The sequence below is a fragment of the Salmonella sp. 3C genome, assembly GCF_025426275.1.
GTDB classification, from domain to species: domain Bacteria; phylum Pseudomonadota; class Gammaproteobacteria; order Enterobacterales; family Enterobacteriaceae; genus Salmonella; species Salmonella enterica.
On record NZ_CP104858.1, the window covers coordinates 427,397 to 441,545 of the forward strand.

1 protein-coding gene and 2 pseudogenes are annotated in these 14,149 nt (G+C 58.0%); all 3 read right to left on the minus strand.

The features are described from left to right. Nucleotides 1–2 precede the first annotated feature (2 nt). A pseudogene (gene ratB, locus N7E69_RS02000) lies at nt 3–7,298 on the minus strand (DUF823/DUF824 repeat adhesin RatB). A gap of 165 nt (nt 7,299–7,463) precedes the next feature. Further along, nucleotides 7,464–13,060 (minus strand): annotated as a pseudogene (gene ratA, locus N7E69_RS02005) (DUF823/DUF824 repeat adhesin RatA). 119 nt (nt 13,061–13,179) lie between these two features. Continuing rightward, the gene (locus N7E69_RS02010; protein ID WP_001149065.1) at nt 13,180–14,139 is read right to left on the minus strand and encodes a SinI family autotransporter-associated protein; all 960 of its coding nucleotides are present in this window, start codon (nt 14,137–14,139) and stop codon (nt 13,180–13,182) included. Between the last annotated feature and the right edge of the window lie 10 nt (nt 14,140–14,149).

A 14,149-nucleotide genomic window follows, 5' to 3' on the forward strand; every position in this document is an offset into this window, starting at 1 on the left:
CGTTACTCCACGCACGTCGCATAACCCGCTGAGCCTGCCGGCTTAATGGCGCAGTTTTGACTCTTGGTATTCTCATCTACGCCGCAATACATGCCGCCGCTTGAGGTTGATTTAGATAAATAGGGATAGCCCTGCGTCGGCCAGCCTAACGAGCTAATTGAATGATACAGCGTCAACAGGTCGTTATTATCCGGTGCTTTGCTAAGGCTACCGCACTGTTTGGCAATATCCCATTTCGTGTTGTCCACCGTATGCGCCATCGCCCAGTACTCGTTATTTGCATGCACTCCGTTGGTAAATACTGGCGTTACGCCTGACAGCATCTCAGCCTGAAGCCACGGACGATGCAGCGTTTTTCCGTTGACGGATGTCGTATCCGACATATTTCCCCAGAACAACGCTTTATCCGTATCCGGGCTGGTAAGTACCATAAAAATCACATCCAGCGATGCGTGAAGAGTCGTATTGTCCGTCACTTTCACCGTGAGTGGCGTTTTCAACCCCAGGCTTTTATCCTGATTAAGCGTAAACGTTGCCGTACCGTCGCTGCCGGTAGTGCCGGTAAAGACAATCCCGGTGGTGGTCATACTTTGGCTGGCGCTTGCGGGAGTCAGCTCTTTAAGCATGAGATCGTCTGCTCCGGCATCCGCTGCCACGTCGCCATCCGTTATCACCATACCTGCCCGATTTTTCGAATCGCCACGTGACAACGTAAAACCGACGTTGGCGACCGGGTTACCGCTGCTATCTTTTACCGTCACCGTTAACGGCATCGCGCTTCCCTTCACCACTACCGCCGCATTTTTCGCGCTGTCCATCGCCGTCGAGGTCAGCGTAATACTGGCAGGAGTAGAAGTACGCGGCTCGACCAGACACACCTGAGCGCCGGTGGCAGTCGATGAACTGGCGGTGCCCTTACCGCCGCTATTCAGGTTTATAAATTGGTAATATCCGGTATTCGGCGCACGATCCGCCGCCCACCAGGATTTGTTCCCCGCCACCGGCCAGCCGTAATTTGTACCGATTGCGCCGTTAGGATTGTCGCTATACAACGTTTGCAGATCGCCCGACAACGGCTGGTATTCCGCATCACAGCCGGTTGCGCCCGCTTTTTCAGTGTTCGCTGCGGTGACTAAGGGCCATGTTTCATTGTTAACCAGGTAAGTACCGCTATTCGACGTCATCTCCGCCGCCAGCAGCGGACGCCGGAACTTCACGCCCGCGCTGTTGGTCACGGTTTCCGGCATGTGTCCCCAGTATTTGGCTTTATCGCTGTCCGGGCTGGTAATGACGGTGAAAATGACGTCCATATCGCTAACTGTCAGCGGATCGTCGACAAGCATCGCCTGTAGCGGTGTTCTCAGGCCACGGGAATCATCCTGCGTCACTTCGAGTTGCGCTTTACCATCCTCATCCGTAATGCCATACCAATAACTTGTGCACGAAGATACCGTGCAGTTAAACGTCATTGAGCCCGTAGACGGCACAACCGATGTGAGTACCATGCCTCCGCCGGAACTGCCATCAACGACACCCGCCCGGTCTATCGAAAGCGTTCGTCCCAAACGGATAGCGGTATTGGGCTGCGGCGTGCCGGAACCATCCCTCACAGTGACGGTCAACGGCAGGCTCTCGCCCTTCTTCGCCACTGGAGCGCCTTTATCCGCATCCATGTCGCTGGAGGTGAGTTCTATCGACAAGTCCCGGCGCTTTGCCAGACAAAGCTGCGCCGTGGCGGTATTGGCTTTGGTTGTCAGCGTATTATTATCGCTGAGTCTGACATACTGAAACTGACTGTCTGAGTGCGTGGCATCCGGTACTGAGTTACCCGCCCCCCAATATTTTCCTGATGCCACCGGTAGGCCAAGCGTTGTCGTGAGTGCACCATTGGGATAATCGGTATATAGCGTCTGTAAATCATTTACCGTCGGCAACCCCAGCCGATCGCACGGGCTGGCGGTGTCCTGATACATATTCGGATAACGGCTCCAAGTATACCAGGTCTCGTTATTTTCCGTATAACCCGACGTGTCCGCCGTTGAAGAAAGTTCAGCGCGCAGCAGCGGTCGCTTAAATTCAACCCCCTTACTGTTGGTAAAGGTTTCCGGCATATGGCCCCAGTATTTGGCCTTATCGCTGTCCGGGCTGGTCACTACGGTAAAGATTGCGTCTTTGCTGTCTGTCAGGTTGCTGCCGTCCATCGTGGCGGCGCTGATAGTGGTTTTTAAACCGGCGGTACTGTCCTGCGCAAGGGTAAATGTCACCTGTCCCTGGGCATCAGTTTGCGCATACAGATATTTCGCCGAGGTATCCAGCAGGTATGTCGCCAGGCCGGACGGCATCACATTACGCAGCGTAATATCGTCTGTGACGCTTGAGGACGATGTGGCGCTGTTGGCGCGATTGTACGAAGATCCGCGGCTGATTTTCACCATCACGTTTTTCATCGGCTGACCTGCGGCGTCTTTCACGTCGATGGTGGCGGCCATCTGCTCGCCCTTCTTCGCCTTTGCGCTTCCGGTGGTTTCATCCTGGCCTGCCAGCGTCAGGCTGGCGGCGGCGCTGCGCGGCGAGGCAAGACAGGTCTGCATGTAGTACATCGAGGTGCTGGTCGTCGTTTTGACATCATTGCCGTCGTTAAACAGGTTGACCGCCGCGTAGAGCGACTGCGTGCCGTCTGACGATATCACGTAATCCCCCGCCCACCAGTAGCGGCTGACGTTGTTGTTGCCTGAACTGGTCATCGGCCAGCCGTTACGGCTGCGCATGGCGTTATCCGGGTATGTCCCGTACAGCGTCTGGAGGTTGGCTACGGTCGGCAGCGCGTTGCGCCCACAGCCGCCGCCGGTGCCGTTCCAGGCTTTATCGACGGTTATCATGCCCCAAGTTTCGCCTTTGTCGTAGTAGCCGTTGGCGATGGTCAGCGTTTTGCCGGGCGTAGCGCTAAACTCGCTGGCCAGCAGCGGACGCCTGTACGCCACGCCGCTGCTGTCGGTCAGCGTTTCCGCCATATGGCCCCAGTAGTTGGCCTTCGGCGTGTCCGGACTGGTGACCACGGTAAAGATGACTGGCAGCGGCGCGCTCGTTACGCCGTTGTGTTCTATCGCCGCCGTCAGCGGCGTTTTAAAGCCCGCGCCGCTGTCCTAGCTGATATTCAGCGTCAGCGTGCCGTCGGCGCCCGTGGCGGTGTAATAGTTAGCGCCGCTGCTACGCCCGTCGCTGTGGTTTATCTGTATATCCGCCGCCGCCGAGCTATTCACCTCCTGATTCGCGCGCCCGACGCTGTCGCCGCGCGTAAAGATAACCGGCGTGTCGGCGGCCGGGTTGCCCTGGGCATCCCGCGTGGTGATGATGACCGGGATGGTCTCGCCGACTTTCGCTTTGGCGAATCCGTCGCTGTCGTTATACACAGGCGAAGTGAGCGTTATCTGCGTCGCCGCCGGATGGGCGTTTTGCAGGCAGACAAAATAGAGTTGTTCATTCCACAATAGCGAACCGACGCCGCCGTCGCGCAGATTAATCGACTTAACGTAGCGGTTTTGCGTACTCCGGCTCAAATCGGCGGTGCTGTCCTGGTAGTTTTTACCATCCAGCGGCCAGCCCTGCTGGGTATTTATGGCGCCGCCGGGCCTGGCGTCGTACAGCGATTGCATATCGGCAAGGGTCGGCACGTATCCCGCGCCGCAGGCGTCGTTCGCCATTTCAAAATCGACGATTCCCCACGCTTCGTTGTTTTCCGTATTGTCGCCGTGGGTAACGCCGCTGGCGATTTCAGCCGATAACAGCGGGCGCTTAAACACCTCGCCGTTGGCCGCCGTCGTCGTTTCCGGCATATGGCCCCACATTTTGGCTTTGTCGCTGTCCGGGCTGGTGACCACGGTAAAAATAGTATCGATGCTGGCCGTCGCGCTGGCGTTATTGTACAGCGCCGCCGTAATCGCGACTTTCGTCCCGTGGGCATCCGGGCGGGTGACGTTGATGATTTTGCTGCCGTTTTCACCGGTCATACCGCCGATTTGGGTGGCGCTGTCGTTGAGCGAATCGCCGTCAATCACCACCGCCGAGACGATGCCGTCGCCGCTACCGGCGATATGTTTCTCCCCCTGGAGGGTGTAGCCATCGCCGCGGCTGAGCACAAATGGCGCTTGCGGCAGCGGATTGCCGCCGGCGTCTTTTACCGTGACTTTAAGCTGGAGCGTATCGCCCTTTTTCACCTTCACCGCGTGTTCGCTGTTTGCGTTATACCACAATGCCGCATCCACCGGCTCAATGGTGATAGACGCCGCCGTCGGATTTTTGCTGACCAGACAGCTCACGTAGTCCGACGCATCGCCGGAAGCGGTATAGCCGCCCGCAGCCAGTGATACCGCCTGCCATGTAGCGGCGCTGGCGAAGGTGGAAGACCAGTAGTCATACGTCGTCGGCCAGCCGGATACGGTGTGGATTTTATTGCCGTCGCTGGAGGCATACAGTGCGGCAAGCTGATCGGCGCGCGGCAGATGGCCGGCCTCGCAGCCCCCGGCGTTGGGGTTATTCAGCGCGTCGGCGTGGCTGACGCGCGCCCAGGTTTCGTTATCCTGCTCCTGGGTACGGGTGGCGGCAGTCGCTTCCGCCGCCAGCTTTGGCCGCTGGAATTCCATATCACTTACGGTGAGCGTGTCCGCCATATGGCCCCACATCTGCGCCTCCGGCGTATCGGGGCTGGTGGGAACGGTAAATTTCACGCTGCGGTTGACGGGCGTGGTAATCAGTGAGTTGACCGGCAGTACGCTCAACGGCGTCAGCAAGCCCACGCCCTGCGGCTGTTCAATCACCAGCGTGGCGTTGCCCTCGGCATCGGTCATGCCCTGGTACGTCATCGACGCCTGGGAAGAGCCGAAAGGCGTTCCGCCCATCACCAGCGTTCCGTCGCTGGGATCGGTAAAGCCCGTGGTGGCGTTGTCGCGATTTTTGCCGTGCGACATGGTGACGGTAAAGCTGGCGTTGGGCACACTTAACCCGTTCAGCGCATTAACGGAATGGACGTTCATCGTGATTTGTTCGCCGACTTTGGCTACCGCATTACGTAACGACTCATCGCCATTAAAGTAAACGTCCAGACTGGTCACCAACTCATTGCCGGAGCAGGAGAGATAGTTCGGTTCGGCGCCGCTGAACATGCTGTCCGCGCCGGTCGCCAGGTTGACGTGCGCGGTGGTGGAACCATCAGTATCCGCCGCGATATATCTGTGTTTCTGCGTCGGCCAGCCGTAGGTCGTTTCCATCGCGTTACCGGAATGGGCCTGATACAGCGTATCCAATAGCAGTTGCCCCGGCACCTGGCCGGTACCGCACTGGTTCGTCGCCGCCGTTACCGAGTTAAACGTCGCCCAGTATTCGTTATTCTCAAATTCGGAACCGGTATCCTGCGCGGCCTCTTCTGCCAGCAGCGGGCGTTTGTAGATATTGCCCGCTTCCACCACGCCCTGCATATGGCCCCACATGCGCGCCTGCGCCACGTCCGGGCTGGTGACGACGGTAAAAATCACGTTCTGCGTCGCTTCCGTGCCGTCGAACAGCACCACGCGCACCGGGGTTAATACGCCCGCACCCTTATCCTGAGTCAACACCAGCGAGAACTGACCGTTGGCGTCGGTGACGCCATGATAGTGGCCGTCGCTGCCTGCCAGATTGGTGATAATTACCGGATCATCCGTCCACTGATGCCCGCTATCAATATCGGCGTTCTTTTGATTCTGGCGATTTTGCTCGTCGCCCAGGTAGACGTTAAAGTAGCGATAAGGCAGCGGTTTATTGGTGGCGGTGACGGTGATCTTCATGTTGATCTCTTCGCCCACCTTCACTTTCGCCGCGTTGACCGTTGAATCAAAATTATCGGCGCTAATCACTAATTTCGGCGTGACCGCAGGCGGGGCTTTATCCACGCAGCTAACCAGCGATTGCGTGGCGTCCGGCATCTGCGTAAGGGCGCGGCTGCGCATATCAATGCTGATATGGTCAGTGGCAGTCGATCCCTGGGAGGAGGACCAGTACTCTTCATCACCGGATGTCAGCCCTACCGGCCAGCCGAGGGTGGTGGCCAGATCGCCGCGCGCAATTTTTAACCCTTCCAGTTGGCGTGCATCCGGCAGAATATCGCAGTGCGCGTCGGCGTGGCCCCAGTTGAACTGCGCCCAGGTTTCATTGTTGATGCTGGCGGTGCGGTCTTCACCGTCGGTTTCCGCCGCCAGTTTGGGGCGGTAAAAGGTGTAGCTTGCGCCGTCCACCGTGGCGGTGGACGTCTCTGCCATATGACCGTACATGTTGGCGCTGCTGCTGTCCGGGCTGGTGAGGGTGGTAAAAATCACGTCCACGCTGGCTTTCAGCGCTGGCGCGCTCGACGGGTGCGCTATCAGCGGCGTTTTAACGCCCGGGCCGTTCGCCTGGGTGACGACCACGGTCGCCACGCCCTCGGCGTTGGTCGTACCGTGATATTCCGTGGCGGTGGTGGTCAGTTCGGTGTTGCCGACGCGCACCGGCGCGGCATTGTTTACCACGCCCTGGCGGTTTTGCGCGTCGCCGCGGGTAATCACGAAATCAACGTTGCCCTCCGGTTCGCCGCCGCAGTCTTTGGTCGTTACCGTCAGCATGATGCTTTCGCCCGCTTTGACCTTCGCGGCGTTGAGCGACTCATCCAGATGATCGGCGGCGAGCGTTACCGGGTCGCCCACGGCGGGCGCGATATCCACGGCAAACTTTTGATCAAGCACTTCGACCGCCGTGTTATAAGGCACGCCGGTGCGGGTAAGCAACCACAGCGGCGGTATGGCGGTTGAGGTATCCAGTTGCGACCAGACCACCAGATGGCGGCCCGCCAGATTCTGCGCGCAGAAACTTATATTGCTGACGGGTTGTGGATCAAGCGGCGTGTCCGGCGTGGCGGCGTCGGCCCACACCAGCGTGACGGTGGGCGCGCGTTCAGCCTGCCAGACCAGCGGCGGCACGGCGAAGGTATCGCCTTCGGTGTCGTGCGGATTGGTTAAGGTCAGCGCGCTGCCAGCATCACTGGTGCTGAACTGGCTGGGCTTCGCGGAGTAATCAACGGGATTCGCCGCATCAGAGCGCAACTGCACGCTGCCCTGATATACCGGGATCGTTACACTGTCGGCCTGAGGCGGAGTGCCATTAATAGCCGCAGTTTGCTCAGTGAGTTCCTGCCATGCGCCGCTGCTTCGCACGGCCTGCGCGAAGAAAGGCGTTAAACTGAGGGCGCATAGCAGCAGCCAGGGTAAAAAACCGACACACTTTTTCGATTTCACTGACGTACCTGAGAAAAGTCCATTTCGTTGCAGTTCATTCCATGAATACAAAAACGTAAAAATACATCGCTACCGGAACAGCGCCAGCTACAAGGGATACCCAGGTTGGGCGCCGCAAAGCGTCACCCAACATTCAAACGCGCTCCCGGCCCCATTCCCCATTCACTACGGCACCCGGCACGAGCCTAAGCCCGAGGTCGTCGCTTTTTCACGAGTACAGGTTGTCTGGCCGGTCGTTTCGTTAAATGAACAGTAGTACTTATTGCTTTGACCTTCATCTTGCGACACATAGTCCCAGGATGATGTCGTCGGCCATTGCAACGTGCCGATAACGCTCTGCAACGCTTTCAGATCGTCCAACGAGGCTATATTTTCCTGCGATCCGCAAAGATGTGTCAGCGATGTTTCCACGTGTTCGGACTGATAATAATAGTTCGTCCCCCAGAATTCATTATTAAACGGCCAGGTATCCCGGGGCGCGGCAGAGAGCTCGGCTTTCAGGTACGGGCGGCGCAGCGTAACGCCGTTCACCTGCACGGTATCCGGCATATGACCCCAGTATGACGCATACGGCGTGTCCGGGCTGGTTTGTACCGTAAAGATTGCATCCACGCTCGCCGCCTCATCAAATTGATTCGCAAGCGCCGCCGTGACAGACGTTTTTAACCCCAGCGATTTATCCTGAGTTAACGTAAACCGCAACTTACCGTCATCGCCGGTGAAGCCAGACCATTTTGTGCTGAGGCCATTCTGGTTATTAAACGCCACTGCCGTACCCGCAGGTGCAACCGGCGTCAGCATCATATTCGCCGGCGAAGTTGTAAACGGAACCGGCTCGCCAATCACGCCTGGTTCAATGTATTGCTTATCCACCGCACCGCGCGAATAAGAGTATTCACGCGTCAACAGTACGGCCACCCCGGCCTGCGGCTGCCCGGCGTCGTTAGTCACCGTTACCGTCATCGGTATCGTTTCGCCTTTTTTCGCCACAGCCGCTGATTTATCGGCGTTCCATGCGTCGGAAGAGAGCGCGATATTCAGCCCGCTGCGCGATGTTGTCAGGCAGAGTTGTAAGTAGTAGTTACCCGGGTTTTCCGACATGCTGTAGTTTTTCCCCGTCTTGAGATCTTTATACTGCCAGTAAAGGGTTGAGCCTTCCAGCAGGCTATCCCCCGCCCACCACCGCTTCCCGACGGGCAATCCAATATCGGTCGCCACCTTGCCGCTTGGGTGATCGTTGTACAGCGCAGTGAAATCATCTATCGCAGCCATCTGGTTCATCGGACACCCGCCGTAATTGCCGGTATTAAAACTATTCACCATGATCCAGTTTTCATTGGTTTCGAAATAGGTATCCGTGTGCGCCTCCGATGAGGGCTCGCCTGCCACCAGCGGGCGCTTAAACTCCGCACCGTTGCTGGCGGTGAAGGTCTCCGGCATATGGCCGTACATGTTGGCCTTGTCGCTGTCCGGGCTGGTGAGGACGGTGAACACCACCGGCAGCGATGAGGTCGCCGTCGGCGTATCGTTCAGATTCGCGGTCAGCTGGTTTTTCAACCCTATGCCGCCGGGTTCGGCAAGCGTCAGGGCCAGCGTACCATCCGCGCCGGTGGCGCCGGTCAGAACCGATGTGGCATAGTAAAACTGTTGCTGCGCACCGGTGAGCGGCGTCACCGTCATGTTGGTGCCGTTAGTGGCTACAAATTTATTATAGTCGGTGTTGCGCGCCTTCCCGGCGTCGCGTTTAAGCGAAAAAGTCGCATAAGGCACCGGGTTGCCCATCGCATCGGTAGTGGTGATGAGTAGCGGGATCGACTCGCTGTTTTTCGCCTTTACCGCCTGAATAGCGTCATCCATCGCCTGCGGGGAGGTGAGGGTAATCTGCGTGGCCTGCGGCAGCGGCGTCGTGGCGCAAATTTGATACTGCCAGGCAGTGCTGGTCGCGCTGTTTTCTGACCGACGCGAACCATCAGCCAGATCGACTGCGTAATAGAAGTCAAGTTTTGCCCCGCTGGAAAATGACGTCGAGTTCGATCCGCTCCAGTAAGAATAGTAGACCGGCCAGCCCTGGGCGGTATTTATCGTTCGGCTCGGGTATTTGCTGTAGAGCGAATCCAGCGCCTCAACGGCAGGGTAATAGCCCCCGCGCAACGGGCCGGATTGGCCCCTTCACTGGCTGGCCCATGAAAAACCGCCCAGGTTTCGTTGGTTTCTTGCTTAGACGCAGTATTGTCCGTACTGGACAGCTCAGCGTACAGCAGCGGGCGCTGGTACACCGCGCCATCCGCCGCCGTCAGCGATGGCGCCATATGCCCCCACATGCGGGCGACGCTGACATCCGGGCTGGTGACGACGGTAAAGATAGTGTCGATGCTGGCACTCACGGCGGCATTTTCATACAGCGTCGCGTTAATCGCGGTGCGGGTGCCGTGGGTGTCCGGGCGGGTGACGCTGATGATACGGGTGCCGTCAGTGCCGGTCTGCGACCCCATTTTGGTGGTGGTCCATGCCAGCGATTCGCCGTCGATCACCACGGGCGTCACGATGCCTTGCAGATCGTCACCGTCCTGAGCGGTATACTTTTCGCCCCGGCGATCGTAACCGTCGCCGCGGGTGAGCACAAACGGCGCTTCCGGGATCGGGTTGCCGCTGGCGTCCTTCACCGTCACCTTGAGCTGCATCGTCTCGCCCTTTTTCACTTTGACCGCGTGGACGTCGCTGCCGTCGTACCACTGCGACGGATTGACCGGTTCAATGGTGATGGACGCCGCCACCGGGTTATCGCTGGCCAGGCAGCTGGCGTAAATCGAGACGTTGCTGTTGGCAAATTCACTGCCGTTCGTCAGCGCGATCAGTTTCCAGGTGGTGGCGCTCTGGTAGGTGGACGACCAGTAGTTAAGATAGGTCGGCCAGCCCTGAATGCTGTGAATCTTGCCGCCGCTGTTGGCGTTATACAGCGCCTCAAGCTGGTCGATGCGCGGCAGGCGGTTCGCCGCGCAGCCGCCCGCATCCGGGTTGCCCACCGCGTCGCTATGGGCCACGCGCGCCCAGGTCTCATTGCTCTCGTCCTGGGTACGCAGCGGGTTGCTCACTTCACCCGCCAGTTTGGGCCGCTCAAAAGTCCAGTCGCCCACGGTAATCGTGTCGGCCATATGGCCCCACATTTTGGCCGCTGGCGTATCCGGGCTGGTGGCGACGGTAAACTTCACGCTGCGGGAAACCGGCGTGCTGATTAATGAATCGACGGGCGCAATATTTAACGGCGTCAGCAGCCCCACGCCCTTTTTCTGGGTGAGGATAATGGTCGCATCGCCGTTAGCGTCGGTGATCCCGTGATAAACCTGCCCGGCAACGTAGCCCACGTCGTCAAACTGCATCTCGCCGTTGCTGGTATCGGTAAAGCCGGTCGTCAGCCCGTCACGCCGCTTGCCGTTCGCCATGGTGATGGTGAAGTCGGTATTGCCGATCGCCATGCCGTTAAGGGCGTTGCGCGAATGGATGTTCATCTTAACCTGTTCACCCACTTTGGCGTCGGCGTTTTTGATCACCGGGTCGTCGTTGAAGTAGACGTCCAGCACCGCCACCATTTCATTGGCCGAGCAGGTCAGGTAGTTGGGCGTATCGGTAAATTTGCCGCTATCGCCGTTTTCGAGGTTGACGTGTACCGTCCCGGAGGCGTCGCTGTCGGCGGCGATGAAATAATCTTCAGTCGGCCAGCCGTGCTCGCTTTCCATCTGTCCGCCCGCATGTTCGCTGTACAAATGCGCCAGCGACGACTGATCCGGCACCTGGCCGACACCGCACTGCGCGGTGGCCGACGCCACGGAGTTAAACGTCGCCCACTCTTCGTTATTTTCGCTGAATTGGCCGTCTTTATGGCTGGCCTCCACCGCCAGCAGCGGACGTTTGTACAGGTTGCCCGCGTCCACCACGCCGCGCATATGGCCCCACATGTTGGCGCAGTCCACGTCCGGGCTGGTGACCACGGTGAAAATTACGCTAAAGGACAGCTCGACGTTGCCGCCTTCGTCGTCCGGCATCACGATGCGGATGGGCGTTTCGACGCCCAGGCCGCTGTTATGTTTTAACGTCAGGTGCGCCTGGCCGTTGACGTCAGTCACGCCGGTATAGTGCTCCGGCGACGAGGCGCTCATACCTTCGGAATCAACGGTGACCCGCAGGTTATCCCATGCGTCCTGATGTTCCCCTTTGCGGTTTTTCGCCGGGTCGATAAACAGCTCCATGTAGCGGTAAGGCAGCGGTTTTTGCGTGTCCCGGTCAACTACGGTCATCGTCAGATCAATCGACTCCCCCACCTGCGCTTTATACGGCCCTTGTGGGGAGAGAGTAATCTGCGGGTGCGCCGCAGGCTGGGCTTTATCCACACAACTGACCAGCAGCGTGTCGCTGTCGGCGGCCCTGACGACCGATGCGCTGTTCATATGTACGGCAGCGTGGTAGCCGCTCATCTGATCTTTGGTCGACGACCAGTATTCGGCATCGTCCGTCGCCGGCCAGCCGGTGTACGTTGCCAGCGTGCTGTGCTCATGTCGCATCTGCACCAGTTGTTCGGCGTCCGGCAGAATATTGCAATGGTTATCGGCGCCGTTCCAGTCGAACAGCGCCCAGGTTTCGTTGGTATCGACGACGCTTTTGTCAGCGCCGCTCGCTTCCGCCGCCAGCTTCGGGCGGGTGAAGGTGTAGGTTATACCGTTCAGCGTCGCGGTAGCGCTCTCTATCATGTGGCCGTACATACTGGCCTTATCGCTGTCTGGACTGGTGATGGTGGTGAAAATGACGTCGACATTGTCGGTCAGCGTGGGATAGTTTTGCGAAGAGACGATAAGTCGCGTTTTTACCCCCGGACCGTTCTCTTGCGTTACCACCACCGTGGCGTTGCCCTGCCCGTCCGTTACACCATGATATTCTGTTTGCGCAGTCGTTAACTCGGTATTGCCAACGCGCACCGGGTTAGCGTTATTGACCACACCCTGGCGATTTATTGCATCCTCGCGACGGATCACAAACGGCGCATTGATCGCAGGTTCGCCATCACACGCTTTGGTGGTGACAGTAAGAGTAATACTTTCTCCGACCTTAACTTTCGATGCTTCAAAACTGGCATCGACATGATCGCCGCTCACAGAAACAGGGTCGCTCACCGCTGGTTTGATATTCAGCGTCACTTTCGGGCTTAACAGCGGAATGGTCGCATAATTCGGCACCCCGGTATTCGTAAAGAGCCACAGCGCGGGAACGTTGGTTTCATCTTCCACCTGCGCCCAGGCCACCAGCTGTCGCCCGGCGAGGTTTTGGGCGCAAAAGGTCAGGTTCGGAACCGGCTGCGGCGAGAGCGGCGTGTCGGGCGTGGCGGCATCGGCCCATACCAGGCCCATGGCGGGCGGCTGGCGGTTTTCCCAGGCGATGGTGGGCGGATCGCTAAAGAGATCGCCTTCGGTATCGGTGGAATTGACCGCCCGCATCGAGGTTGAGGTAGCATCCGCGCTAAAATCGCGCGGCATGGCGCTGAATTCAATATCGTGGGTTTTGCTCGGGTCAAGCAGCGTACTTCCCTGGTAAAGGGGGATAATAGCGCCGTCGGCCAGCGGCGCGGTGCCGTTAACCGCACCGGTGACTGAGTTCAGCTCTTGCCAGGTTCCGCCCTTCAATAGCGCCTGCGCAGGTGCGATCGACACTGCAAACATGATCAGTAATGTCAGTAAGAAATGTACAACTTTATTCACTTGCCGATTCCTGTCCATGAGCGATAGCCACCCGTTTTCATTCTCTGTCGTAATTCAACCCACTTTGCTTAGCGCGCGGCTAAGCAAAGTGCGCGGAAAATACCACTCCCCGCGGGGAGTGGTATGTTGAGGACAACTTATTTGCGTTTGTAGTCGATGGACAGACCAAAGCCCTGGACACCGTCGCTACCCACGGTAACGCCGCCGTCTGCTCCCTCGAACGCCATTTTCGCTTCGGCGTTGGTGACAGGGATGACAAGGTCTTTATCGTTCCAGCTTTCGTTGACGATACCGCCGGTACCGGTACCTGCAATTTTACTGGTGCCGACGAATTTCCAGCGGTAGTCATACTGGTCGGTAACGTTTTCACCGGCATCATAGGTACCGTTGCCGTTCTTATCGCTCCACAGCAATACCTGATAGGTGGTATTCGTTTTGAGTGTCGTCCCTGAATTCTTCAACAGGTTGGTATTCGAATCTTTCTCATGAATAACCACATGGACGTTTTCATCCACCACCGGACCTTCCGGAATTTCGTCATCATCCGAACCACCGCCCGCATCGGTCGACAGGTCTTTCAACAGCAGTTCGGTTGCCACGGCAGGGTCACCGGTGGTAGTGGTTGGCGTGATTTTGATACCGATATAACGATCCGCATCAGCGGCCTGGATTTCATAACTGTCACCAGTACCAAGATCTTTGGGGTCGCTGCCATTCTGATCGCTAAAGCTCACCCATTTCACGGTGGCTTTAGTTGCCGTGTTGTCGGTGTCCAGGTCGCCTTCCGTATCGCCAATCGCCCAGTTCACCGTGACCTTATCGCCAACGTGGAACTGCTTATCGCCTTCGGTCACAATTTTACGATCGCCGCGATCGATAGTTACCGTTACGTGATCTTTGTCGGTATCCGCAGTTTTATCCGCCGCACGGGTAATCCACGGCACCGTACCCTGAATGGTGCCCGTCTGTTCAGAGACAATCTGCCACTGCCCCGATTTCAGATTACCGTTTGCCGCCACCGCTGGCGCGGCGCAATACCCGGCAACTACTAATGCTAAAGCGACCTTCGTCAGCCGCCGTTTTACTGTTGCTTGCATTCAGACTCTC

What these genes read in the sequence shown, in the direction of transcription:
- N7E69_RS02010 (WP_001149065.1), bottom strand. Translation starts at nt 14,139, where the DNA reads ATGCAAGCAACAGTAAAACGGCGGCTGACGAAGGTCGCTTTAGCATTA.